General features: G+C 65.7%; 30 protein-coding genes. 18 read left to right on the forward strand and 12 right to left on the reverse strand.

The genetic code is table 11. The annotated features are described in order from the left end of the window. The 12 genes from JHC81_RS08080 to JHC81_RS08135 form a co-directional block, all read left to right on the forward strand. Window positions 1-945, forward strand: a 945-nt coding sequence (locus JHC81_RS08080) for an acyl-CoA dehydrogenase family protein (protein WP_292173080.1), incomplete at its 5' end; no start/stop codon positions are given. Window positions 946-997: 52 nt separating this feature from the next. Then, window positions 998-1,246, forward strand: coding sequence for a type II toxin-antitoxin system prevent-host-death family antitoxin (locus JHC81_RS08085; RefSeq protein ID WP_292173082.1), 249 nt, complete (start codon window positions 998-1,000; stop codon window positions 1,244-1,246). After that, window positions 1,243-1,503 (forward strand): Txe/YoeB family addiction module toxin, encoded by a 261-nt coding sequence (locus JHC81_RS08090; RefSeq protein WP_292173084.1) that lies wholly within the window; start codon window positions 1,243-1,245, stop codon window positions 1,501-1,503. The genes JHC81_RS08085 and JHC81_RS08090 overlap by 4 nt, the downstream gene beginning before the upstream one ends. After that, window positions 1,500-2,219 (forward strand): 16S rRNA (uracil(1498)-N(3))-methyltransferase, encoded by a 720-nt coding sequence (locus JHC81_RS08095; protein WP_292173086.1) that lies wholly within the window; start codon window positions 1,500-1,502, stop codon window positions 2,217-2,219. Before JHC81_RS08090 ends, JHC81_RS08095 begins: the two co-directional genes overlap by 4 nt. A gap of 105 nt (window positions 2,220-2,324) precedes the next feature. After that, window positions 2,325-3,686, forward strand: coding sequence for a glutamate--cysteine ligase (locus JHC81_RS08100; RefSeq protein ID WP_292173088.1), 1,362 nt, complete (start codon window positions 2,325-2,327; stop codon window positions 3,684-3,686). 71 nt (window positions 3,687-3,757) lie between these two features. Continuing rightward, window positions 3,758-5,338, forward strand: coding sequence for an ATP-binding protein (locus tag JHC81_RS08105; protein WP_292173091.1), 1,581 nt, complete (start codon window positions 3,758-3,760; stop codon window positions 5,336-5,338). A 59-nt stretch (window positions 5,339-5,397) separates the two neighbouring features. Continuing rightward, window positions 5,398-5,652 carry a type II toxin-antitoxin system ParD family antitoxin gene (locus JHC81_RS08110; protein ID WP_292173153.1) on the forward strand — a complete coding sequence of 85 codons (255 nt, stop codon included), beginning with the start codon at window positions 5,398-5,400 and terminating at the stop codon, window positions 5,650-5,652. Beyond that, a complete protein-coding gene (locus JHC81_RS08115; RefSeq protein WP_292173094.1) occupies window positions 5,649-5,954 on the forward strand; it encodes a type II toxin-antitoxin system RelE/ParE family toxin in 306 nt (101 codons plus the stop codon). Before JHC81_RS08110 ends, JHC81_RS08115 begins: the two co-directional genes overlap by 4 nt. Beyond that, window positions 5,951-6,700, forward strand: coding sequence for a DUF72 domain-containing protein (locus tag JHC81_RS08120; RefSeq protein WP_292173097.1), 750 nt, complete (start codon window positions 5,951-5,953; stop codon window positions 6,698-6,700). Before JHC81_RS08115 ends, JHC81_RS08120 begins: the two co-directional genes overlap by 4 nt. 59 nt (window positions 6,701-6,759) lie before the next feature. Beyond that, window positions 6,760-7,824 carry an NAD(P)-dependent alcohol dehydrogenase gene (locus JHC81_RS08125; RefSeq protein ID WP_292173099.1) on the forward strand — a complete coding sequence of 355 codons (1,065 nt, stop codon included), beginning with the start codon at window positions 6,760-6,762 and terminating at the stop codon, window positions 7,822-7,824. 114 nt (window positions 7,825-7,938) lie between these two features. Then, a complete protein-coding gene (gene phbB, locus JHC81_RS08130) occupies window positions 7,939-8,664 on the forward strand; it encodes an acetoacetyl-CoA reductase (protein ID WP_292173104.1) in 726 nt (241 codons plus the stop codon). A 94-nt stretch (window positions 8,665-8,758) separates the two neighbouring features. Continuing rightward, the gene (locus tag JHC81_RS08135) at window positions 8,759-9,523 is read left to right on the forward strand and encodes a DUF4908 domain-containing protein (RefSeq protein ID WP_292173105.1); all 765 of its coding nucleotides are present in this window, start codon (window positions 8,759-8,761) and stop codon (window positions 9,521-9,523) included. Here JHC81_RS08135 and gloB read toward each other — a convergent pair. Next, the gene (gene gloB, locus JHC81_RS08140) at window positions 9,513-10,241 is read right to left on the reverse strand and encodes a hydroxyacylglutathione hydrolase (RefSeq protein WP_292173107.1); all 729 of its coding nucleotides are present in this window, start codon (window positions 10,239-10,241) and stop codon (window positions 9,513-9,515) included. The genes JHC81_RS08135 and gloB overlap by 11 nt on opposite strands. Window positions 10,242-10,285: 44 nt before the next feature. Between gloB and JHC81_RS08145 the strand changes: the two genes are divergently transcribed. The 5 genes from JHC81_RS08145 (at window position 10,286) to JHC81_RS08165 (ending at window position 14,968) form a co-directional block, all read left to right on the forward strand. Further along, on the forward strand, window positions 10,286-11,044 hold the full coding sequence (locus tag JHC81_RS08145) for a methyltransferase domain-containing protein (protein WP_292173110.1): 759 nt from the start codon (window positions 10,286-10,288) through the stop codon (window positions 11,042-11,044). Window positions 11,045-11,054: 10 nt separating this feature from the next. Continuing rightward, complete coding sequence (locus JHC81_RS08150) at window positions 11,055-11,558, forward strand: histidine phosphatase family protein (RefSeq protein ID WP_292173113.1); 504 nt, start codon at window positions 11,055-11,057, stop codon at window positions 11,556-11,558. After that, window positions 11,555-11,926 carry a DUF952 domain-containing protein gene (locus JHC81_RS08155; protein ID WP_292173116.1) on the forward strand — a complete coding sequence of 124 codons (372 nt, stop codon included), beginning with the start codon at window positions 11,555-11,557 and terminating at the stop codon, window positions 11,924-11,926. The genes JHC81_RS08150 and JHC81_RS08155 overlap by 4 nt, the downstream gene beginning before the upstream one ends. Further along, window positions 11,923-12,960 (forward strand): quinone-dependent dihydroorotate dehydrogenase, encoded by a 1,038-nt coding sequence (locus tag JHC81_RS08160; RefSeq protein ID WP_292173119.1) that lies wholly within the window; start codon window positions 11,923-11,925, stop codon window positions 12,958-12,960. Before JHC81_RS08155 ends, JHC81_RS08160 begins: the two co-directional genes overlap by 4 nt. A 64-nt stretch (window positions 12,961-13,024) precedes the next feature. Beyond that, complete coding sequence (locus JHC81_RS08165) at window positions 13,025-14,968, forward strand: ATP-binding protein (protein ID WP_292173122.1); 1,944 nt, start codon at window positions 13,025-13,027, stop codon at window positions 14,966-14,968. 5 nt (window positions 14,969-14,973) lie between these two features. Here the strand turns inward: JHC81_RS08165 and JHC81_RS08170 are convergent, their stop codons facing one another. Beyond that, entirely contained in the window at window positions 14,974-15,459 is a 486-nt protein-coding gene (locus tag JHC81_RS08170; RefSeq protein WP_292173124.1) for a peroxiredoxin, read from the reverse strand. A gap of 143 nt (window positions 15,460-15,602) precedes the next feature. On the opposite strand from JHC81_RS08170, the gene JHC81_RS08175 reads away from it, so the two are divergent. Beyond that, entirely contained in the window at window positions 15,603-16,172 is a 570-nt protein-coding gene (locus JHC81_RS08175) for a YqgE/AlgH family protein (RefSeq protein WP_292173126.1), read from the forward strand. A 415-nt stretch (window positions 16,173-16,587) separates the two neighbouring features. Here the strand turns inward: JHC81_RS08175 and JHC81_RS08180 are convergent, their stop codons facing one another. The 10 genes from JHC81_RS08180 to JHC81_RS08225 form a co-directional block, all read right to left on the reverse strand. Continuing rightward, a complete protein-coding gene (locus JHC81_RS08180) occupies window positions 16,588-18,255 on the reverse strand; it encodes a bifunctional diguanylate cyclase/phosphodiesterase (RefSeq protein WP_292173129.1) in 1,668 nt (555 codons plus the stop codon). A 33-nt stretch (window positions 18,256-18,288) separates the two neighbouring features. Next, window positions 18,289-18,879, reverse strand: coding sequence for a GNAT family protein (locus JHC81_RS08185; protein WP_292173130.1), 591 nt, complete (start codon window positions 18,877-18,879; stop codon window positions 18,289-18,291). A gap of 24 nt (window positions 18,880-18,903) precedes the next feature. Then, window positions 18,904-20,115 carry a pitrilysin family protein gene (locus tag JHC81_RS08190; protein ID WP_292173133.1) on the reverse strand — a complete coding sequence of 404 codons (1,212 nt, stop codon included), beginning with the start codon at window positions 20,113-20,115 and terminating at the stop codon, window positions 18,904-18,906. Between the two features lie 47 nt (window positions 20,116-20,162). Further along, entirely contained in the window at window positions 20,163-20,870 is a 708-nt protein-coding gene (locus JHC81_RS08195; protein ID WP_292173136.1) for an SURF1 family cytochrome oxidase biogenesis protein, read from the reverse strand. After that, window positions 20,871-21,338 (reverse strand): DUF983 domain-containing protein, encoded by a 468-nt coding sequence (locus tag JHC81_RS08200; protein ID WP_292173139.1) that lies wholly within the window; start codon window positions 21,336-21,338, stop codon window positions 20,871-20,873. 17 nt (window positions 21,339-21,355) lie between these two features. Next, a complete protein-coding gene (locus tag JHC81_RS08205; RefSeq protein WP_292173141.1) occupies window positions 21,356-22,273 on the reverse strand; it encodes a cytochrome c oxidase subunit 3 in 918 nt (305 codons plus the stop codon). A 49-nt stretch (window positions 22,274-22,322) separates the two neighbouring features. Then, window positions 22,323-22,892, reverse strand: a complete 570-nt coding sequence (locus JHC81_RS08210; RefSeq protein WP_292173144.1) for a cytochrome c oxidase assembly protein — start codon at window positions 22,890-22,892, stop codon at window positions 22,323-22,325. Window positions 22,893-22,898: 6 nt separating this feature from the next. Further along, window positions 22,899-23,084 carry a hypothetical protein gene (locus JHC81_RS08215; protein ID WP_292173145.1) on the reverse strand — a complete coding sequence of 62 codons (186 nt, stop codon included), beginning with the start codon at window positions 23,082-23,084 and terminating at the stop codon, window positions 22,899-22,901. A gap of 1 nt (window position 23,085) precedes the next feature. After that, window positions 23,086-24,051 carry a heme o synthase gene (cyoE, locus tag JHC81_RS08220; protein ID WP_292173148.1) on the reverse strand — a complete coding sequence of 322 codons (966 nt, stop codon included), beginning with the start codon at window positions 24,049-24,051 and terminating at the stop codon, window positions 23,086-23,088. Between the two features lie 78 nt (window positions 24,052-24,129). Beyond that, a partial coding sequence (locus JHC81_RS08225) for a cbb3-type cytochrome c oxidase subunit I (protein WP_292173150.1) occupies window positions 24,130-24,480 on the reverse strand: 351 nt, incomplete at its 5' end.

Genomic DNA, 24,480 nt, shown 5'->3' on the forward strand with positions numbered 1-24,480 from the left:
GACTATCGCCACGAGGTCGTGCTGATGCGTCAGCTGGGCTGGAAGGGAGCCGACCACTTCGGGATCAGCCTGCACAATGCGATCGTGATGCCCTACATCTGGCATTACGGCACCGAGGAGCAGAAGCAGCGCTGGCTGCCGAAGCTGGTCTCGGGCGAGCTGGTCGGCGCCATCGCCATGACAGAGCCGGGCGCGGGGTCGGACCTGCAGGGCATCAAGACCACCGCGGTCAAGTCCGGCAACGGCTACGTCCTGAACGGCTCCAAAACCTTCATCACCAATGGCCAGCTGGCCAACTTCATCATCGTCGTGGCCAAGACCGACCCCGCCGAGGGGGCCAAGGGCACGTCGCTGATCGTCGTCGAAACCGACGGGGCCGAAGGGTTCGAGCGCGGCCGGAACCTGCACAAGATCGGCATGGAGGCCAACGACACCTCAGAGCTGTTCTTCAACGACGTGAAGATCCCCGCCGAAAACATCATCGGCGGCAACGAGGGCCAGGGCTTCGTCCAGCTGATGCAGCAACTGCCGCAGGAGCGACTGAACATCGCCGTCCAGGGCGTCGCCGCCGCAGAGCGTGGCCTGACCGAGACCATCGCCTATGTGAAAGAGCGCAAGGCCTTCGGCAAACGCATCCTCGACTTCCAGAACACCCAGTTCAAACTGGCCGAGGTCAAGACCAAGCTGACCGTTGCCAAGGTCTTCACCGACCACTGCATTGGCTTGCACCTCAAGGGTCAGTTGGACGCCGCCACCGCCTCAATGGCCAAATACTGGGTTACCGACATCCAGGGCGAGACCATCGACGAGATGCTCCAGTTGCACGGCGGCTATGGCTATATGAACGAGTATCCGATCGCCCAGCTGTACAAGGACGCCCGCGTCCAGCGCATCTATGGCGGCACGAACGAGATCATGAAGCTCTTGATCGCACGGACGCTCTGACAGCCCGCTTGCATGAGTGTACATAAATCTGTACATTCGTGGTATGAACGCGATGTCCGTCACCGAACTCCGCAAAAATCTCGCGTCAGCCATTGATCGAGTGACGGCGGACCATGACTACACCATCATCACGCGCGAGGGGGGAAAGCCGGCAGCGGTGCTGATGTCGCTGGAGGACTTCGCCTCCTGGCAGGAGACCGAATATCTGCTGCGCAGCCCGGCCAATGCCGCGCGCTTGCGTGAAGCGATATCCGAACTCGATGCGGGCGGCGGTCAGGTTCGCGAACTGATCGAAGAATGAAGCTGACCTTCCAAGCCTACGGGTGGGAGGATTACCTTCACTGGCAAGACCATGATCGCAAGATGCTGCGAAAGCTCAATCGGCTGATCCTGGAATGCCAGCGCACGCCTTTCTCCGGGACTGGAAAGCCTGAACCGTTGAAGGGCGATTTCTCCGGATGGTGGTCGCGGCGCATCGACCAGGAACATCGCCTCGTCTATCGCGTGACGGACGACGCGCTTTTGATCGCCCAATGCCGGTATCACTACGACCGATGATCCGCCTCCACGTCCCCCAGCCCCTGTCTGCCGGTGCCGCAGTCGCGCCCACGCTCGACCAGTCGCGCTACCTGACACAGGTGATGCGGCTGAAGGCCGGCGACGACCTGCTGGTCTTCAACGGTCAGGACGGCGAGTGGCGCTGTACCATCGCCGAGGTCCTCAGGAAGGGCGTCATCCTGAAGGCGCAGGAACAGGTTCGGCCGCAGACCTTCGGCCCCGACCTCGAGCTGATCGTCGCCGTGGTCAAGAAGGCGCGGGTCGAGACCATCGTCGAAAAGGCCGCCGAACTGGGCGCGCGCCGGGTCCGCCTGACGCTGACCCAGCGCACCAATGCCGACCGCATCCGTCTGGATCGCCTTGACGCCATCGTCGAGGAAGCCGCCGAACAGACGGGACGTCTGGACGTGCCGGTCGTTGATGACCCCATGAAGCTGTCCGACATCCTCGACGCCTGGCAGGACGGTCGCCACCTTATGTTCTGCGACGAGACGGGCGGCACGCCCGTGATGGCGGCTCTCAAAGACACCGCGCCGGGTCCTGGGGCCATCTTGATCGGTCCTGAAGGTGGCTTCTCACCGGAAGAGCGAGACCGTCTCCGCGCCCTGCCGTTCACTTCTGCCGTATCGCTGGGTCCGCGTATCCTGCGCGCCGACACCGCCGCCATCGCGGCCATGACCCTGTGGCAGGCGGCGGCGGGCGATTGGGAGCGTTAGCCCTCAAGCCGCGAGCCGCCGCGCGGCGAGCGATAGGGCAAACAACAAAGCCCCTTGAGTAGCGCTGCTTTTCCCACCATCTAGCCGCGACAGCAGGGGTTACAGATGGCCGATCACGCGCCGCTATCCAGAGACGATCTGATCGGGGCCATGTCCAAGGGCATCAAGCCCCGCGACCAGTGGCGTATCGGGGCCGAGCACGAGAAGTTCGGCTTCGACCGCACCACCCTGCGCCGCCCGGCCTATGACGGCGAAAGCGGCATTCTGGCCATGCTGACCGGCCTGCAGCGTTTCGGCTGGAGCCCGGTCGAGGAAGCCGGCCACGTCATTGCCCTGGAGCGCAGGAACGCCGAGGGCATGACTGCTTCCATCAGCCTGGAGCCCGGCGGCCAGTTCGAACTGTCCGGTGCCCCGCTGAAGGATGTGCATGAGATCTGCGACGAGACCGGCCGCCACCTGATGGAGGTCAAACAGGTCGCCGACCAGCTGAACCTGGGCTTCCTGGGCGCAGGCTTCGACCCGATGTGGCGGCGCGAGGACGTGCCGATCATGCCCAAGGGCCGATACGGCATCATGCGCGCCTATATGCCCAAGAAGGGCACCCTGGGCCTGGACATGATGCTGCGCACCTGCACCATCCAGTCGAACCTGGACTTCGATAGCGAAGCCGACATGGTCGCCAAGTTCCGCACCTCCCTGGCCCTGCAACCGATCGCCACCGCCCTGTTCGCCTGCTCGCCCTTCACCGAGGGCAGGCCCAACGGCTTCCTGTCGGCCCGCGCCAATGTCTGGACCGACACCGATCCGGACCGCACCGGCATGCTGGACTTCGTCTTCCAGGACGGGTTCGGCTTTGAGCGCTACGCCGACTATGCGCTCGACGTGCCGATGTATTTCGCCAAGCGGGGCGAGACCTATGTGGACCTCTCGGGCCAGTCGTTCCGTAGCTTCATGACCGACGGCCTGCCCGCCCTGCCCCGCGAGCGCGCGACGCTCAAAGACTGGAACGACCACCTGACGACCCTTTTCCCGGAGGTTCGTCTCAAGGCCTATCTGGAGATGCGCGGGGCCGACGGCGGTCCGTGGAGCCGCATCTGCGCCTTGCAGGCCTTGTGGGCCGGTGTCCTGTATGATGCGCCGTCGCTGGCCGCCGCCTGGGATCTGGTCAAGGACTGGGACATCGCCGACCACGAGCGCCTGCGCCGCGACGTGACCCGCCTGGGCCTGAAGGCCGAGGTCGCGGGCCGCAGTGTGCGCGACATCGCCGTCGACCTGGTCAATATCGCCAAACAGGGCCTCAAGAACCGTGCCCGCTTCAGCGGCGGGATGGTGGACGAGCGCGGCTACCTGTCGGAACTGGAAGACATCGCTGACAGCGGGATCACTCCCGCCGAGCGGTTGCTGGACCTGTATCACGGCGACTGGCAGGGCGACGTCGGGCGGATCTATCGCGATTTCGCCTACTGATCTGTCACTGCAAAGGTGACCTTAACCCCTCCCGGCTAGACGAGTGGTGTTCCCAGTAGGAAGCGTTGCCGATGACCTGCCTGACCCTCGCCACCTCGCCCGACGTCGTCGGTACCGGTGACGTGGCGCGGGTCGATCTGGACACCTTCTTTGACGTCTCGCTTGACCTGCTGGTGGTTCGCGATCTGGAAGGTCTGGTGGTCAAGGCCAGCGCCTCCTGGTTCACCGTCCTGGGCTACCACCCGCATGAGATCGAGGGTCGGCGCCTGCTGGACCTGCTCAATCCTGAAGACCTTTCGGGCACCCTAGACAGCGTCGTCGAGGTGGAAAACCGCCGACCAGGCGACCCCGTCGTCGGCCACGTTAACCGCTATCGCCACAGGGACGGTCACGACGTCACCTTGGAATGGCGCGCCCACCGGTTCGGCGACCGCATCTATGGCGTGGCCCGCGATGTCACCGAAAAGGTCGCCGCCGAACGCGCCCTGATCGAGGCCAAGACCGCCGCCGAAACAGCCAACCGCGCCAAGTCCGACTTTCTGGCCAATATGAGCCACGAAATTCGTACGCCCCTGAACGGCGTCATCGGCATCGTCGACGCACTGTCCCGCACCGCCCTCAGCCCCGAACAGGCCGAGATGGTCTCGCTGATCTCGGCCTCCGGCGGCACACTGGAACGGCTGGTCTCCGACATCCTGGACGTCTCCAAGATCGAGGCCGGACAGCTGGACATCGAGGCCCGCGCCTTCGATCTGGACGAAGCCATCGCCGCACCCCTCGATCTGATGCGACTGCGCGCCGAAGATCGCGAGTTGGCCTTCATCGTCGAGCGCCCGGCCGATGCTCACGGTACATTCATCGGCGACAGCACCCGCATCCGTCAGGTGCTGGGCAATCTGCTGTCCAACGCCGTCAAGTTTACCGCGATCGGTTCGGTCACCGTCCGCTTCGCCGTCTCGGATGACGAAGACGGACACGCCCTCTTGCGGTTCGAGGTCGAGGACACCGGCGTGGGCTTCGGCCCGGATCATGCCCGGCGCCTGTTCGACCGCTTCACCCAGGCGGACACCAGCATCACACGCCGCTTCGGTGGCACCGGACTGGGCCTGTCGATCTGTCAGGCCCTCGTCGAACTGATGGGCGGCCGCATCTCGGCGACCTCCACCCCCGGTGTCGGGAGCCGGTTCATAGTCGAGCTGCCGCTCGTGCGCCTGGAGACTGGCCTTGCCAGGGCCGAACCTCGCCAGCCCGAGGTCGCGGATGTCCCCCTGCCCGCCCTACGCGTCCTGCTGGCCGAGGACCATCCCACCAATCAGCGTGTGGTCCAGCTCATCCTGGGCACACACGGGGCGGAGGTAGTCACCGTGGACGACGGTGCGCAGGCCCTGGCGGCATTCCAGCGCGGCCTGTTCGACATCGTCCTGATGGACATGCAGATGCCGGTGATGGACGGCCTGACTGCCACCCGTGCGATCCGCGAGCTCGAAGCCGACACCCCTGCGCGGCCGCGTACGCCCATCGTCATGCTCAGCGCCAACGCCATGGCTGAACATCGCGACCAGGCCTTCGCCGCCGGTGCCGACCACCACGTCCCCAAACCCATCACCGCCGCCAGCCTGCTGGCCGGGATGCAGGCGGCAATCGCGGGGTGAAGGATTTCTCACCAAGGCCAGCAATTGACAAGGATTGCCATAAAGGCGATCTTCTGGTGATGGCCACTATGAACATCTCCCTTCCCGATGCTATGAAGGATTGGGTCGAAGACCAGACCCGAACGGGTCGCTATGGCAACTCCAGCGATGTCGTTCGCGATCTGATCCGGCGCGAGCAGATCAAGGCAGAAAAGATCGCCACCATGCAGCGGCTGATCGACGAGGGACGTGCAAGCGGCGTTTCCGACAGAACGCCCCGGCAGATATTCGAAGCGGCGAAGGCTGAGTTCGAACGTCGCAAGGGCGCTGCATGAGCCGATACCGGCTTTCGCGGGCGGCTGATCTCGATCTGGAAATGATTTTCTGGGACGGCTTGGAGCGTTTCGGGCCGGCGCGGACGGAACGTTATCTGACAGACCTGGAACAAACGTTTGACTATCTGAGCCAGTATCCAGAGGTCACCAGGCTGAGAACTGAAGTGGTACCGCCCGTGCGGGCCTACTCGCAAGACGCGCACGTCATCATCTACGAGATCGAAAATGACGGCATCTTTATCTTACGCATTCGTTCGGCACGCGAGAACTGGATATCTGACCCGATAGGTGACGACCTATGACCCACTCCATTCACATCGGCATCGGCGGCTGGACCTATGAGCCGTGGCGCGGCGTCTTCTATCCGTCCGATCTGGTCCAGAAACGCGAGCTGGAGTTCGCCAGCCGAGCGCTCACGAGCATCGAGATCAACGGCACCTACTATTCCACCTTCAAGCCCGACAGCTGGATGAAGTGGCGCGACGAGACGCCTGACGGGTTCGTCTTTTCGGTCAAGGCCAGCCGCTACTGCACCAATCGCAAGGTCTTGAGCGAGGGCAAGGAGAGCTTCGATCGCTTCCTGGATCAGGGGCTGACAGCCTTGGGCGACAAGCTGGGACCGATCAACTGGCAGTTCATGGCGACCAAGAAGTTCGATGCCGAGGATTTCGAGGGCTTTCTGAAGCTGCTGCCCACCGAGAAGGACGGCCTGCGTCTGCGCCATGCGCTGGAGGTCCGCAGCCCGACCTTCGACACCCCGCAGTTCTACGATCTGGCGGCGAAATACGGCGCGGCCATCGTCTATGCCGTCGACGACGAGGCCCCCGAATGGCCCCGGATCGACCAGCCGACGGCCGACTTTACCTATGCCCGGCTGATGTCCAGCCGCGAGGATGAACCCATGGGCATGACCTCCGACGAACTGGATGCGGTGGCGAACCAGACCAAGGCCTGGGCGAAACGCGGCGACGTCTTCGCCTATTTCATTTCGGGCGCAAAGGTGCGCAACCCGGCGGCAGCGCAGGCGCTGATAAAGAAACTGGGCTGAGGGCGTTGCGAAGCGGGACCGTCGGCCTCACCTGAGCCACTGATCACGGAGGTCCACCCATGCCCATCGCCACCCGCGCCTTTGCCGCCACCGCGTCCGACAAGCCGCTGGCTCCCTACAGTTTCGAGCGGCGCGATCCGGGTCCGGACGATGTGGCCATCGCCATCAAGTTCGCAGGCGTCTGCCACTCCGACCTGCACATCGTGAAGAACGACCTGGGCAACACGACCTACCCCATCGTGCCGGGCCACGAGATCGCGGGCGTCGTCACCGCCGTCGGGGCCAATGTCACCCGTTTCAAGGAAGGCGACCGGGTCGGCGTCGGCTGCATGGTCGGTAGTTGCCGCCAGTGCAAACCCTGCCAGGAAGGCGAGGAGCAATACTGCGTCCCCGGCATGACCCAGACCTATGGCTCGCCCGATCCCAAGGGCGGCGAGGTCGGCCAGACGATCACCCAGGGCGGCTATTCCGACGCCATCGTGGTGGATCAGAACTATGTGCTGAACATTCCCGACAGCCTGCCTCTGGATGCGGCCGCGCCGCTGCTGTGTGCGGGCATCACGACCTATTCGCCGCTGAAGACCTGGAACGTCGGACCGGGCTCGAAGGTCGCCGTTGTCGGCTTGGGCGGCTTGGGTCACATGGCGGTCAAACAGGCTGCGGCCATGGGGGCGGAAGTCACCGTCCTGTCCACCTCCGACCGCAAGAAGGCCGATGCCGAGCGGATGGGGGCCAAGCATTTCCTGATCAACTCCGACAAGGATGCGATGAAGGCGGCGGCCGAGAAGTTCGACCTGATCATCAACACCGTCTCGGCCACGCACGAGATCGCCGGACACCTGAACCTGCTGGCCAAGGACGGCACCATGGTCATGCTGGGCCTGTCGACCGAGGGGATGCCGGTCTTCGCCATGCCCCTTCTGTGGCGTCGCCGGCGCGTGGCCGGCTCGCTGATCGGCGGCATCCGCGAGACCCAGGAGATGCTGGACTTCTGCGCCGCCAACAACATCGCCTGCGACATCGAACTGATCGCGCCGGATCGCATCAACGAGGCCTATGAGCGGATGGAGAAGTCCGACGTCCGCTACCGCTTCGTGCTGGACATCGAAAAGCTGGCGGCCTGATCGGCTGCCAGTTTTTACGGCTCGGCGGTTGATGCCCGCGACAAGGCCGGTCTAGGGTCCGTCCAGCGCAGGGAGCCCATCTGAGAGGCTCCCGCCAGAGGACAGGATACGCACATGGCACGAGTGGCTCTGGTCACGGGTGGGACCCGCGGCATCGGCAAGGCGATCGTTCAGCGGCTGAAGGAAGACGGCCTGTCCGTCGCCGCCGGCTATTCCGGCAATACGGAAGCGGCCGAAGCCACGGCGCGCGAACTGGGCGTCATGGTGGTCAAGGGCAACGTTGGCTCGTTCGAGGACTGCGAGCGCGCGGTGAAGGAAGTCGAGGCCGAGCTGGGCCCCATCGACGTGCTGATCAACAACGCCGGCATCACCCGCGACGGCTTCTTTCACAAGATGAGCCACGACCAGTGGTCCGACGTGATCCGCGTCAACATGGACAGCGTCTTCAACATGACCCGCCAAGTGATCACCGGCATGCGGGACCGGGGTCACGGCCGGATCGTCAACATCTCCTCGATCAATGGTCAGAAGGGCCAGATCGGCCAAACCAACTATTCCGCCGCCAAGGCCGGCATGATCGGCTTTACCAAGGCCCTGGCCCTGGAAAATGCGCGCAAGGGCGTCACCGTCAACTGCATCGCGCCGGGCTATATCGACACCGAAATGGTCGGGGCGATGGACGAGAAGGTTCTGGCCGGCATCATCGCCCAGATCCCCGTCGGACGCCTGGGCAAGGGCGAAGAGATCGCCGACATGGTGTCCTGGCTGTGTGGCGAGCGTGCCGGATATGTCACAGGTTGCACCCTGTCGTTGAACGGCGGTCAGTATCTGGTCGGTTGACCGCAAGCCTGCCCAAAATCCGCCGCGCGCGGGTTTCACCAATCGGCTCATGATCTTGGCGAGTGTCAGAAGGGCGCGACGGCCGCTTCCGACCATGATGGCGCTTGCCGTTGTGGCGGGGGCCCTGTCCCTGCTGACGATTGCAGACACCGCCTCGGCCCAGACCCGCAGCAACGCCCAGGCCGAACAGAGCAATCGCCTGCGCGCCCAGGGCTCGCCTTCGCCCACGCTCCCGCCCAGCGGTCGGTACGTCGCCGAATCCGGCGAGGCGTTCATGATCGACCGGTCGGGCTCCCGCCCCCTGGTTCGGTTCGAGCGGCGCGAAGAGACGTGGGTCTTGCGCCCGACGGCAGCACCGAGAGGCGACGTCATCTATCGCAACGATGCGGGTGAGCAGGTCCTGCGTGTCACCCAGGGCGGTGCTATCACCGTCTTCACCGCTCGATCGCCCGGAGGGTCGCCCGCCTCCTACGTCGGGGCGGGCCAGAGCCTCGCTCCACCCACCCTAGGCCCCATACGTCTTTGGGATCTGATGGCGCGGCGCAGCGTGATGCTGAGCCAGGCCCTGGGTCGGCTGATCGAGATCAATCTGGATGGCGACCAGTCCGAAGCGCTTTGTGTCGAGGCCCTCATCGTCACCACCGACGCGGTGGCCCGCATCGCCCGCTCGCCCAGCTCCCGCTCTAGCCTGAGCGGCCTGCGCAGCATCACCATCACCGAGGGCGCACGCGCCTCCGTGACCTACAGCAGGGGGCGGTTGGTCGTCGTCGTCGACCCCAGTCAGGGACAGGCCGGTCGCCCATCGTCCTCTCGGGTCATTCGCGCCCTGCTGCCCGAACCGCGCACCCCTAACCGCTGAAGCTGTCCTTGGCGGCCCGACGCGCGGCAAACTCGGCTGCGTTCGCCGCTCTCAGGAACGGGTTGAACGCCTTCTCGACCGCCAGCGTCGTCGGTACCGTCGGTCGCCCCGCCTCCCGCGCCGCGAAGATACGGGCCGCATGCGCCGCCATTTCCGGCCGGTCGTCCAGGCTCAAGGCGAACCGGGCATTGGCGGCGGTATACTCATGAGCGGACCAGATCACCGTGTCGTCCGGCCAGGCTGCGATGGCCTGCAGACTGTCCCACATCTGCTCTGGCGTGCCCTCGAACAAGCGCCCGCAGCCGAGCGGGAACAGCACATCTCCAACGAAAGCCTGGCCCACTTCATGGGCGTGATAGACGACGTGACCCAAGGTGTGTCCGGGTGCCTCGAATACTCGCAACGCCGTCTGCCCTAGCATCACCGTGTCGCCGCCCTCGACCTTGCGATCCAGCGCCGAGACGCGGCGCACCTCTTCCGGCCCCACAATCTGGCAGCCGGTGTCCGCCTTCAGGCGGGCGTTTCCCTGAGTGTGATCGGGATGCCAGTGCGTGTTCAGAATCAGGTCCAGCCGCCCCCAGCCGGACGCATCCAGGTCGGCCAGGATCGCCTCCGCATCCGGCGTATCGACCGCAGCGACCATGCCGGTCGCGGCATCCCGGATCAGTAGGCCATAGTTGTCGTTCAGGCAGGGAAACAGGCGCACATCCAGGGTCATGCCGCATCCTAGCAGGCCGGCACCGTCCGGCCTATGCTGCGGACATGCGCCACAGCATCGAAGAGCTTCGAACCTTCTATGGCGAGCCTGCCGGGGCGCTGGTCCGGCGCCTGCTGGCGCGCCGTCTGGACGATGCCTGGGGCGAGGCCGTCAACTGCGACGTCCTGGGGATCGGCTATGCCACGCCGTGGCTGGACGCCTTCATCGGTGCGCGCCGTCTGGTCGCGGCCATGCCGGGCGGTCAGGGGGTCGAGCACTGGCCATCGATCGGCAAGAACCGCACCGTCCTGGTTGACGACCGTGCACTCCCGTTCGGCGCGGGAGCGTTCGATCGGGTCCTGCTGGTCCATGCGCTGGAAGAAGCCGACGATGCCCAAGGCTTGCTGAACGAAGCCGTGCGGGTTCTGGCCCCGGCGGGGCGGATTATTTTGGTCGCGGCCGCGCGCGGGGGTCTGTGGGCACGGGCCGAGAACACACCCTTCGGCCATGGGCGACCGTTTACCCGGCGACAACTGGAGCGGCTGGTGCGCAGCGCCGGCCTGGAACCGACTGCCTGGTCCCAGACCCTGTATGTCCCGCCCTGGGGGCCGCTTTTGCCACTGGCCGATGGGCTTGAGCAGATCGGGCGCCATGTGATGCCCGGCGCGGCGGGGGTCATTCTGCTGGAAGCAACGCGTCAGGCCTATGCGCGCGTCAGACCCGGCGGTGCCGTCGCGACTGTACCGGTCAGGACACCGGCATTGGCACCACAACCTGCCTCGCGCGTGCGCGGCGATCTGGCGGTTCGGCCCGAACGCCCCTAAAGGGCTGTCCATGCAAAGACTGATCCTGATGCGCCATGCCGAGGCCGAGCGGGCGGCTCCCTCGGGCGACGACCGCGACCGCGTGCTGTCCGCGCGCGGGCGGGCCGATGCGGCGCAGATGGGTCGCACCCTGTCGGCAAAGGGCCTGCGCCCCGACCTGGCCCTGGTGTCCGCCGCCGCGCGTACGCGGCAGACCTGGGACCTTGCGCACGAGGCCTTCGGCGACGTCGATCTGCGCGAACAGGATTCCCTCTACAATGCGGGTGCGGAAACCCTGCGGCGTGCCGTCGAGGCAGTGGAGGATGCGGCGGGCTGTCTGATGCTCGTGGCCCACAATCCCGGCATTCATCTGCTGGCCGTCGAATATCTGGTCGAAAGCGCCGCCTCTCCGGCCGTGCTTGACCAGATGAGCGGTGGGTTTCCGCCCGGGGCCTGTGCTGTCTTTACCGTCGATGTGGCCGGACGCTGCACCTTCGAGGCCTTCCTGCAGCCCCGCGATCTGGCCGGCGCATGACCGCGATCGCCTACAAGCTCGTCGATGGACGCGAATGGCAGGCGGCGCGAGCCGATGGGGTCTATCGCGGTTCGGTGCTGGACCGGGCCGACGGATTCATCCACCTGTCCACCGCCGAACAACTGCCGGGCACGGCCAGCAAGCACTATGCGGGCCGCGAGGACCTACGCCTGGTAGAAGTCGACCTGACGGCCCTGGCTAACACCCTTCGCTGGGAGCCGTCGCGCGGCGGGGATTTGTTTCCTCACATCTACGGCGATTTGCCGATGACGGCCGTCGGCCTTGTGCGCGGACTGGCGATCAACGGCACCGGCATGCCCCGCTTCGCTGACGGCGGCACGACTTGGCCCGCAGAGGCCGCGCCATGAGCCTGTCCGACCTTGGGGCCGCCGCCCTGCGCCTGCTCGACCCTGAAACGGCTCACGGCCTGGCGATCCGCGCGCTGCAGACCCTGCCACTGCCGGCGGCTTCGCCCGATGATCCTATCCTGAGAACGCGCCTGGCCGGGCTGGACCTGCCCAATCCTGTCGGCCTGGCGGCAGGACTGGACAAGAACGGCGAGGCCTTGCGCGGCCTGTCGCGGCTCGGCTTCGGCTTCGTGGAATGCGGCTCGGTGACACCCGTCGCCCAGCCCGGCAATCCTCGCCCGCGCCTGTTCCGGCTGGCCGAGGATCAGGCGATCATCAATCGGATGGGGTTCAACAATACCGGGCTGGAGGCGTTCGCCGACCGATTGAAGGCGCGCCCGACCGATGCCGTTGTCGGGGCCAATCTGGGGGCCAACAAGGACACCGAGGACAAGGCGGCGGACTATGTCACCGGCCTCAAACGGCTGAAGGGGCTGGCGGACTATGTCACCGTCAACGTCTCTTCGCCCAATACGCCGGGCCTTCGCGCCCTGCAGGGGCGGGCCGCGCTGGACGATCTGCTGGGGCGGCTGACCGAGGCGCGCGGAGACGATCCCACGCCAGTGTTCCTGAAGATCGCACCCGATCTGACACCGGACGAGATCGCCCTGATCGTGGAAGCCTCGATCGATCACCGCATCGACGCCCTGATCGTTTCCAACACCACGCTCGATCGCCCCGACAGCCTGACAGCCCGGGATCGCGATCAGGCAGGCGGTCTGTCGGGGCGGCCACTTCAGGCCCGTGCCCGCGCGGCCTTGAGCGCCGCCGCTGCAGCCTCCAAGGCCCGGCTGCCGCTGATCGCCGTCGGGGGCATCGACAGCGGTCAAGAAGCTTATGACCGCATCCGCGCCGGGGCCGCCGCCGTTCAGCTGTATTCCGCCCTGATCTATGGCGGGCCGGGCCTGGTCGGACGCATCAAGCGCGATCTGGTCCAGTGCCTGCGCGACGATGGCTTCACAAGCGTGGCCGAAGCGGTCGGAACTGCACGTTGACGGAGCGTTAGGGCCGGTCTGCCATAGGTTTCAGGTGGGCCAATCGCCCATGTCGGAACCTCGCATGGCGCTCGCCACGGTCACATCCTCGCCCGAGACCCGCAGCGACTGGAGCGCTGCGATCCGTCAGCGCCGCAAGGCCCTGCCGGTGCGCCTGTGTATTGCCGCCATCACGGCCATGGTCTTCACGCCCCTGCTGGGCAGTGTCTTCAGCCTGATTTGGCTGGCTGGCTATTTCGTTGTCCAGGCCGTCGATGTTTGGACCTTCCGACCCATGCTGTCCGGCCGCGCGCCCCGACTCACAGGAGCGCGCCGCGCCTTCGGCTGGCTGACCCTGGCCGCCAACTCCTGCTACTACGGCAGTCTGACCATACCGCTGTGGCTGGTCGGCGGGCCCATGGGCGGGCTGTGTGCCGTCATCATGATGACGGGCTCGGCGACCTATTCGATCATCAACTCGCCGCGCTCGCTGGCGGTGCTGCTGCTGACCATCGCGCCGCAGTCGATCTACATGATCCTGACGCCGGTCTTCATGTACATCTATGGAGCGTCGTCCACACTGGTCGTGGCGGCGGCCATTTCCGTGGCCGTCTTCATGGGCTTTGCCTATTCCATGTGGACCAAGCTGAACGCCGCCCAATCCGCAGAGGCCACGGCCCGTATCGAGGCCGATCAGAAGCGGCTGGATGCCGAACGCATCATGGAAGGCCGCAGCGCCTTTCTGGCCGCCATCGGCCATGATCTACGCACACCGATTACCGCCATTCTGACCGGTGCATCCCAGCTGGAGCAGGGCGCGACCGACTCGAGCGCGCGAGGTCAGGCCCGGCTGATCAGCGACGCCGGCTATATGATGAAGGCCTTGCTCGACGACCTGCTGGACCACGCCAAGCTGGACGCCGGCCACATGACGGTCGACACCATCGACTTCAACCTGCGGGATTTGCTGACCCAGACGGTCCGGCTATGGGATGGGCCTGTGCGCGCCGAGGGCTTGCGTCTGCGCGTCGAGGGGGCGGCGACGATTCCGGCCCATGTGCGCGGCGATCCCATGCGGCTGCGTCAGGTGCTGAACAATCTGATCTCCAATGCGATCAAGTTTACCAAGACGGGCGCGATTACCCTGCGCCTGAATGCCTGGGCGGAAGACGCAGGGGGCCACGCCGTCCTGATCGAGGTGGCCGATACCGGCCCCGGCATGACGCCCGACCAGCTGTCGCGCCTGTTCACCCCCTTCGACCAGACCATCGACGGCGTCAGCGCGACCCACGGCGGAACCGGCCTGGGTCTGGCCATCAGTCGTCAGCTGGCGGGCCTGATGGGCGGGCGTCTGACCGCGCGCAGCCGACCGGGCCAAGGCGCGGCCTTCACCCTGGCGCTGCATCTGGAAGCGACCGAGACCGTCCCTGCCGCCTCGATGGTTCTGGATCAGGCGAGTCGCGATGCGATCGCCCAAGGTCTGGCTGCCGTGGCCGCTGCGCCCGTCGCCCTGACGTCGCCGCCCCCCCGGCCCGCGGTCGTCGAGCACGAACCAGCGTCTGGGGAAACTGACACCGTCCCGACCGAGGCGGCTCCCGAGCCTGTGGCAGACGAGGATGAGGGCCGGCCGATGCGGGTTCTGGTCGTCGATGACCACGACATCAACCGGCGCGCCATTCAGCTGATCCTTCAACCGCTGGGCTGCGACATCGACACGGCCGCCGACGGCATGGCGGCGCTGAACATCTGCCGGACCAATGCCTTCGACCTGATCTTCATGGATGTGCGGATGCCCGAACTGGACGGGCGCGAGACCACGCGGCGCATCCGGGCGGGCAACGGCCCCAATGCCCGCACCCCGATCATCGCCGTTACCGCCGACACCTCTCCGCGTGACATCCAGGACTGCACGGACGCCGGCATGACCTATTTCGTGCCCAAGCCGATCACACCGCCCATGCTGATCGGGGCCATCACTCATGTGATGACGATGGAGCAGGCGACGCTGGAAACCAGCGCCGCCGCCTGACACTCCTAGAGCTGGCCCAGCAGGTGCTCGGCCGAAGACACCTTGAACTCGCCGCCCTGCTCGACATTCAGCTGCTCGACGACACCGTCCTTCACGATCATCGAATAGCGCTGCGACCGCTCGCCCATGCCGAAGCCCTTGGCGTCCATCGACAGTCCGATCTGGCGGGTGAAGTCGCCGTTGCCGTCGCCCAGCATCAGGATGTCGTCCTTGCCGATGCCCTGGCTGTCGGCCCAGGCCCCCATGACAAAACCGTCGTTGACCGAGATGCAGGCGATGGTGTCCACGCCCTTGGCTGACAGGTCACCGCGATGATCCTTGAAGCCCGGCAGATGGCGCGCCGAACAGGTCGGAGTAAATGCGCCGGGCACGGCGAACAGGGCGACCGTCTTGCCGCCGAACAGTTCGTCGGTGGTGATCGGCTTCGGGCCGTCATCCGTGGCACGGGTCAGGGTCGCCGAAGGAATGCGATCGCCGATCTGGATGGTCATGGGCAGGCTCCGATGTGGGTGAGAGATGTCTCAACGCCCAGATAGGCGCACCGGCTCCTGCCGCCAAGGCTGATCATGACCGGCACCCACATGCGACGGGTCAATGTCTTGCGTCGCGGCGAACGTGACCCGATGATAGAAGAATGGACGATTTCCAATCCCTCGTCGGACGTCTGCTGGTGGCCATGCCCGGCATCAGCGATCCCCGGTTCGAGCATGCCGTCATCCTGGTCTGCGCGCATGAGCCCGACCATGCCATGGGCCTGCGGCTGGATCGGCCCGCGCCCGGAGTCGACCTCAAGGACGTCCTGACCAAGCTGAAGACCGAGGCACCCGACACCAGCGCCCACCGCGCCGTCCTGATTGGCGGTCCGGTCGAACGCGAGCGCGGCTTTGTGCTGCATACCGACGACTGGCTGATCGACGACGCCTCCATGGCCTTCGGCCAGGGTCTGGCCATGACCGGGACACGCGAGGCCCTGATCGCCATGACCGATCCGGTCGCGGGTCCGCGTCGCTCGGTGTTGCTGCTGGGCTATGCCGGTTGGGGCGAGGGTCAGCTGGACGACGAGATGGGCGAAAACGTCTGGATCACGACCGAGGCCGACGCCGACCTGATCTTCGACACCGACTATGACGCCAAATGGTCCCGGGCCCTGGGCACCCTGGGCATCGACCCGGCCTGGCTGTCAGGGCAGAGCGGGCGGGCTTAAGAGTGAAGACCGCTTTCGAGCCTGAACATCCAAGAACGTGACGGCAAGCAAGACAACGGCAGATCCAATCATCACTCCCAGCCACAGATAGTAGCCGGGACCGAACGCCTCTATGGCGTGTACACCAGCCCCATCCGCTACCCAGTTCCAGAATAGCGCGTTTGCTGCCAAGCAAATCTGGAGGGCCGCTATACTCAAACGTGCGACTACCCATGTGCCTTTGGCCAGCGTAAAGAGCGCGACGCACGGAAGGGTTAGGTTGGCTAACCATCCGAACTGACCGTTCGAGACGCCGAACCATCCCCATACGAGTACGGTGATCCCACGCCAGTCGAAGACTACGGGCAGAGCGAGCGATGCGCACCACAGAACCGCCCACAGCAGAACCAGCACGATCCTGAACATCATTCCCCCGTTACGCCGACCGCGCCTTGATCGGGGCCGTGCCATCGGCGAGGGACTCGTTCAGATAGACCTCGGCTTCTTGGGCGGGCAGCGCGGGCGCATAGCCGAAGCCCTGACCGTAGTGGCATTGGGCATCCAGAAGCAGGGCGGCGAGGCCGGCGTTCTCCACACCCTCGGCCACGACCTCCAGCGACAGGTCGCGTCCCAGGTTGACGACCGACTTGACGATCTTGGCCGAGCCCTCGTCCTTGTCCATCGTCAGGACGAAATAGCGATCGATCTTCAGCGTATCGAACGGCAGCTTGGCCAACCAGGTCAGGGACGAGAAGCCGGTCCCGAAATCGTCCAGCGCCAGCGACGCGCCCGCATCCTTCAGCTGCTGCAACACCTCGGCCGCGCGGCTGGTGTCGCGCATGATGTCGCCCTCGGTGACCTCCAGCTTCAGCGCACCGGCGGGCAGGCCCGCCTCGGCGATGATGCGGGTCACGTCCTCGACCAGGCGCGGACGTTCGATCTCTCCCACTGACAGATTGACGCTGCAGAACAGCTTGCCCGCCGTCGGATGCCGCGCCAGCCATTCGGCCAGCTGGCGCGAGGCCTGGGTCATCATCAGCAGGCCCAGGTCGTTCATCAGCCCCATCTCGGCGGCGAGGCCGAGGAAGGCGTCCGGCGGCACCAGGCCGCGCGTCGGATGCCGCCAGCGACACAGGGCCTCGAAGCCCGCGACGGCCCCGGTCTGAAGGTTCACCACCGGTTGATAGAAGGGCTCGATCTCGCCGCGCAGGAACGCGTTGCGCAGGTCGGATTCGAGCGCCAGACGCGACAGGCTGTCGGTCTCCAGCGCCCGACCATAGGCGGCGATGCCGCCGCGCCCCACGCTCTTGGCCTGTTCGACGGCCAGTTCGACCCGGCGCAGCAGTTCGGACGGGTCGGCCGCATCCGGCCCGCCCTCGGCACTGGCCGCTCCGATCGAAACGGTCGGGTAGATGTCGAAGCCGGCGATGCGCAGCGGCTGTTCCAGAGCTTCACGCATCCGCTCGGTCGCGCTGCCGCTGCCGCGCGGCACGACGACGGCGAATTCGTCCTCGCCGATGCGGGCCGAGTGGGCGTTCTGTACGAAGGCGGCGGCCAGGCGCGAGCCGAGCGCGGCCAGAACCATGTCGGCCCGGTCATGACCCAGGGCTTCGTTCAGGCGGCGCAATCGATCGACATCGGCGACAACAATCTCGTACTCGCCAGGTTGCGTCAGAGTCTCACCGAGCCGAGCGACAAAGGCCCGGCGATCGAGCAGACCGGTCAGCACATCGCGTTCCGAGGCCGCGAACTTGGTCTCCAGCGCCACGACACCGGCCGCGCGAAGGCCGTCCTCCAGCCAGACGCCCCGCCAGATGCAGGTCTGGGCATCGCGCATGCGCAGCCGCACGGCGACCTCTGTCCCCTCCTCCTGCGGCTTCAGGATACGTTCGGCCAGCGTCCGGTCCTGTGGCATGGCCACGGCACAGAAGGCCGCGCCCGTGCATTCCGGGGCAAGGGGTCCAAGACCAAGTGCTCGCGTCGCCCCCGTGAACCGCATCTGGTCCTCGGACGGCGTCCAGATCCACAGCGCCGTATCGGCGGCGGCCAGCGCCTCGATCGCCGTCGTCGCATCCCAGGCCAGACTTCTGGAACGAGTGTTCAACGCAAAATCCGGTCCTGACTGGGCAGCCGGGAATCAGCCGCCGCGTTTGGTGCCGTCATTCACGACGCCGAACAGAAGATGATCTGCCCAATCGCCGTTAATTTTCAAATAAGCCTTTGCCCGGCCCTCAAGAGCGAACCCCGACTTTTCGAGTACCCGGCGCGACGCCTGATTATGCGGCACGCACGCCGCCTCCACCCGGTGCAGCCGCAAACCCTCGAAGGCATAGTCCACGGCGACCCGCACGGCGGCCGTGCCATGGCCCCGCCCCGCGTAGCGCTGACCGATCCAGTAGCCCAGGGTCGCGGTCTCGGCCACGCCGCGCCTCACGTTGGACAGGGTGATCGCCCCGAGCAGCGCGCGCGACCGTTCGTCGAACACGAAGAAGGGCCAGGCATTCCCCGCCTCCCGCTCGCGCTGATAGACCGACATCCGGCGCCTGTAAGCCGCACGGCTGAGGTCGTCGTCCGGCCAGAGCGGCTCCCAAGGCTGGAGATAATCTTGCGAGGCCTGCCGCAGCTCCGCCCAGGCTTCATAGTCGGCACCGCGGGGCAGGCGCAGGATGACCCCTTGGCCCTTGACCACAGGCCCGCTCGCTTCGGTGATCCAGTCCAGCAGGGCCATGGGCTAAGACTAGCCCGCGAACGATCAGGCGAAAAGGGCGTTCCGGAATGCCCGGCCCGCCGGCGCCGCCGCTTTCGGACCTAGCACCGCCGTGGCAGCCAGACCGGCGCTCAGCGTCCCTGCCGCCGCCGCCCTGACGTCCTCGACGGTCTGGGCAAGGGTCCGGTCGGCCATGGTCTGGGACGCGATGGGCTGGCCGAAGATCAGCACCTGGGCCGCAAGCCGTCCCGCGCGCGACGCCGGGCTTTCGTCCGACATCCACAGCCCCGCGTTCAGAACGGCCTTGGCCCGCGAAAGCTCGACGGCCGTCGGCCCCTCTGTTGCCAGCATCTTCAGCTCTGCGGCACAAACCTGGGCCAGTTCGACGGCCCGGTCGGCAGACGCCCCCGCATAGATGCCGAGAATGCCCGCATCCTCATAGGGCTCGTGATAGGCGTCGATGGCATAGGCCAGGCCGCGCTGCTCGCGCGCGCTCTGGAACAGACGTGACGCCATGCCGCCGCCGAGGATTTCAGTCATCAGCCGCGCAGCCGTATAGGTCGCGTCGCGCGCGGAGGGGGCGGGCAGCTGGAAGACGATGTTGGCCTGTTCGATCCGCCGGGTCAGGGCCGCGTCGCCGCCGATGAAGTGCGGCTCATCCGGAACCTGGGCGGGCGTCGCGACCTGGTCGCCGAACCAGCGCTCGGCCAAGGCCAGAAGTTCGGTCTCGTTCACCGCTCCCGACACCACCACCACCATGCGGTCGGGCGAATACAGTTGGGCTCGCCAGTGGCCAATGCTGTCGCGATCCAGAGGCTTCAGGCTTTCGACCGACCCCAGAATCGGCCGGCCCAGCGGCTGACCGGCCCAGGCCCGCGTCTGGGCCATTTCGAAGACATGGTCGTCGGGCGTGTCGAAGGCCTCGGCGATCTCCTGGGCGACCACATCCTTTTCGCGTTCGATCTCTGCGGAATCCAGCGTCGGGCGGAACACCAGATCGGACAGGACCTGCATGGCCAGAGGCAGGGACCCGTCCAGCGCCCGGATGTCGAAACTGGTCCGCTCATAGCCGGTCGAGGCGTTGATGGAGCCGCCTTCGGCCTCGACCCGCTCGACAATGTCACGCGCACCCATGTCGCCCGCGCCCTTGAACACCAGATGCTCGAGGCAATGGGACCAGCCGGAGCGCGCCTCGTCCTCCCACCGCGCCCCGCCACGCACGGCCACGGTCAGGGCCAGAGTACGCAAGCCCGGCATGGGATCGCAGACGACGCGAACGCCATTTGACAGGGTGTGGAGGGTGGTCAGGTGGAACTCTCTTCGGTGTCTTTGGTGAGACCGTCGGCGCGCAATCTGCGGCGCAGCAACACGATGTAGAAAGCGATCACCGCCAGCGCCAGGCCGAACCAGGTCAGGGCATAGCCTAGGTGGTTGTTCGAAAAGGCGGGCGGCGGAGCGGACGGCTGCAACTCGGCCCATTGCGGCCAGGCCGAACCGGTGGCGAACAGGACATAGGGCCGTACCGCCCCCTGCATGCCCAGGGCGCGGCTCATGGCGGCGGTGTCGCGGGCATAGAAGCGGTTGCCGTCCGGGGGTGGAGCAAAGCCGTTGGGGGCCTCTACCCGGCGCGCCTCCGCGACGATGGCAGGAATGGCGGCGGACTGACGGGCAGGACGCGTGCTGACCGTATCGGCGACGAAGCCCAGATCGACCAGCCAGCCCTCGCAGGCGGAGATCAGACGCACCCCGGCCTGGCCGTCATGGATGGACTGAAGCTCGACAAAGGGCTGGTTCTGAAAGTCGCAGGTCAGGACGGCCTTGCGAAACTCGGGGTCAGGCAGTTGCGCCAGCGCATTCAGCGACACGGGCGGCAGCGTCGCCGCCGCCTCCGACCGCGCGATCAGTCCCTGTTTCCACTGCAACCGCTGAACCTGCCAACTGCCCAGGCCGATCAGCAGGGCCAGAGCCACAGCGCAAACGATCGTCAACCCGAAGGGAAAGCGTCGCCGCATCTATTCCTCCCCCGCCGGGGGAGGGGGACCGCCCGAAGGGTGGTGGAGGGGGCTGGCCGCAGATTTTAGAGCTTGGGGTTTGCCCCCTCCACCGCTTCGCGGTCCCCCTCCCCCGATGGGGGAGGAATGATCCATCTGCAGGGCCACCATCAACCCCTTGCCCGGCCGCATGAGGCCTAGCGACAGCCCCGCCACCAGCGGCAGGGCGACGATCAGCATGGCCCAGATCGGCGGATCATAGGCGATCTGGATGAACAGGGCCCCGAACACCACGATTCCGCCTGCGATTTGCATGATGAAGATGGCCGCGCCGTCGCCCGTGTTCAGACGGTTGAAGTCGAACCCGCAGACCGCGCACCGATCCACGACCTTCAGGAACCCCGCGAATAGCGGCCCCTTGGTGCAATGAGGGCAGCGGCAAAGCAGTCCGGCCCGGATCGCATCGATCCGGGCCGGCGCTGGCGTCACAGACTGTGGGTCTGGGTTCAACCGAAGACCACATAGACGAAGGCGAACAGGAACAGCCAGACCACGTCCACGAAGTGCCAGTACCAGGCGGCCGCTTCGAAGCCGAAATGCTTCTCGGGCGTGAACTGCCCGGCCAGCAGACGCAGCAGGCAGACGACCAGGAAGATGGTGCCCAGCAGCACGTGGAAGCCGTGGAAGCCCGTCGCCATGAAGAAGATCGAACCGTACAGGCCCGAGTTGGCGGCTTCGTCGTTGAAGAACAGGTTTTCGTGGATGATGTGCTGGTACTCATAGGCCTGCACGCCCGTGAAGATCAGTCCCAGGGCCACGGTGATGGCCAGCCCGATCTTGGTCGCGTTGCGATCGCCCTGTTGCAGCGCATGGTGCGCCCAGGTGACGGTCGTGCCCGAGAGCAGCAGGATGACGGTGTTCAGCAGCGGCAGCTGCCAGGCGTCCAGGGTCTCGATGCCCTTGGGCGGCCAGGTCGACCAGGCGGCGGCGGTGTCGGCCCAAGTGCCGATTTCGGGAACGTTCTCGCGCGCCGCATTGAACAGCGACATCTCGAAGAAGATCCAGAAGAAGGCGGCGAAGAACATCACTTCCGAGGCGATGAACAGCACCATGCCGTAGCGCAGGCCCAGGGACACGACCGGCGTATGGTCGCCCTGGCGGCTTTCCTTGATCACATCGGCCCACCAGGCGAAGGCGGCAACCAGAACGCCGGCCAGCCCGGCGAAGAACAGGGCCATCTCGCCCTTGCCGAACAGGGCCCCGGCCAAGGTGACTTCGGCATCGGGGGCCACAGTGACCAGCCCCTTCATCCACACCACGGCCCCGATCATCATGACCACCGTGGCCATGGACGATACCAGCGGCCACGGGCTGGGGTTCACCAGGTGGTAGTCGTGATGCGGAGCGGCGTGGGCGTCGGCCATCTAGGGTCTCTTGTACGGTCGAAATCGTAATTGTGGGCTATAGCGCCCGCTATCCGGCGACGCCAGAGGCAGAAGGCGTCACAGCCGCCACTTCGGCACCCTTGGTCGGATAGAAGGTGTAGCTGAGGGTGATTTCGCGGATGCCCTTGGCCTCGGCATCGGTCGCGATCTCGGGTGCTACGAAATACTGAACCGGGAACTTCATCGTCTGGCCCGGCTGGATCGTCTGGCTATCGAAACAGAAGCACTGCAGCTTCTGGAAATAGGGGCCCGACTGTTCCGGCACGACATTGTAGGCGGCAGTGGCCTGGATCGGCTGGTCCGAAGTATTGGTCACGTCGAAGAAGGCCATGCCGGTCTCGCCGATACGCACCCGCTGGCTGACCTGTTCGGCCCGGAACGTCATCGGCAGGTCGCGCACATTGGTGTCGAAGCGAATCAGCACGGTGTCGGCCAGAACCTGGTCGGCGGTCGGAGCCTTCTCTGCCTTCTTGACCGTGCCGTCGAAGCCCGTGACCTGACAGAATATCTGATACAGAGGTACAGCCGCGAACGCCGCGCCCGTCATGAACATGACGCCGCCCGCACAGGCGATGGCGATGAGGTTCTTGCGTTCCATCGCGTGTCAGCCCGCGTAGCCGACGGGCTGGCCGGCCGCGATGGCCTCCTTGCGCGCGTCGATGTTGCGCTTGAGGTTCAGCACCGTCACCCCGAACACCAGGATGATGAAGCCGACCAGAACCCCGGCGATGGCCAGGTTGCGCTTCTTGCGGGCGCTCACTTCTTCGGGGGTCAGACGCAGGGTCATCATCTCATAAACTCACGATGGCGGTCAGCCGCTCGATCAGCAGGGCCGCGAACAGGCCCACCAGATACAGGATCGAAAAGGCAAACAGATTGCGTGCCGGTTTGGCCTCTGCGCGCACATCATACAATGCGGCCTCTCGCCCCACGGCCTCGGCCTTGTCGGGCGCATCGCCCGCCCGCGAGCGCCAAAGGCGGAAAGCCAGCAGGAGAAAGCCCAGGCCACCAAGAATGGACACAGCCAGATAAACGGGCCCGCCCAGGCCGGTGAAGCCCGGCGCGATGGCCACGGCCACAAAGACCAGCGAATAGATCAGGATCTGCAGCCGGGTCGATTTCGCGCCGCGCGCCACCGGCATCATCGGAATGCCCGCCTTGGCGTAATCGCCCGCCGAATAAAGCGCCAGCGCCCAGCTGTGCGGCGGGGTCCACAGGAAGATGATGGCGAACAGCAGCCAGGCCTGCCACGGCATCTGGCCGGTCGCCGCCGCCCAGCCGATCACAGGCGGAAAGGCCCCTGCCGCCCCGCCAATGACGATGTTCTGGGGCGTCCGCCGCTTCAGCAGCAGGGTGTAGAAGCCCGCGTAATAGACGATGGTCATGGCCAGAAGGCCGCCCGCTACCCAGTTGGTCGTCATCCCCAGCAGCATGACGGAAAACACGGACAGGATGACCCCGAAGGTCATGGCGTCGTTCTTGTTGACCCGGCCCGCCGCCACCGGTCGCCCGCGCGTGCGCCGCATCAGGGCGTCGGTCTCGCCCTCCAGCGCCATGTTCAGCGCCCCGGCCGCGCCGGCCCCCACGGCGATGCACAGGATGGCGATGGCCGCCGAAATCCAGTCGATGTCGCCTCCTGCCACGACCAGGCCGACCACGGCCGTAAAGATCACCACCGACATTACGCGCGGCTTCAGCAGCTGGAAGAAATCTTCCGGCTGGGCTGTCGACAGGGCGGGGGTGGAGGCTTCGGTCATCGCATCTTTGGAAAAATCAGAGGCCGCCCTTTCCTCTGAAAGAGCGGCCCCTGTTTAGCTCAGGTTCGCAGGAACCGGTTAGTGGTCGTCACCCTTGACCACCGGCAGTTCGTTGAACTGGTGGTGAGGCGGTGGCGAGGACAGGGTCCATTCCAGGGTGGTGGCCCCTTCGCCCCAGGGATTGGCCACGCCCGGACGACGCCGGATGGCGGCCTCCAGCAGCATGATCAGGAAGACGGCGACGCCGACGATGGTGATCAGATAGCCCATGGTCGAAACGTGGTTCCACATCTCATAGGCGTCCGGATAGTCGATGTAGCGACGCGGCATGCCCTGCAGGCCCAGGAAGTGCTGCGGGAAGAAGATCAGGTTCACGCCGACGAACATGATCCAGAAGTGCGCGCACCCCAGGAACTCGTTGTACTTCAC

Source organism: Brevundimonas sp. (assembly GCF_016463295.1).
Lineage (GTDB): Bacteria > Pseudomonadota > Alphaproteobacteria > Caulobacterales > Caulobacteraceae > Brevundimonas.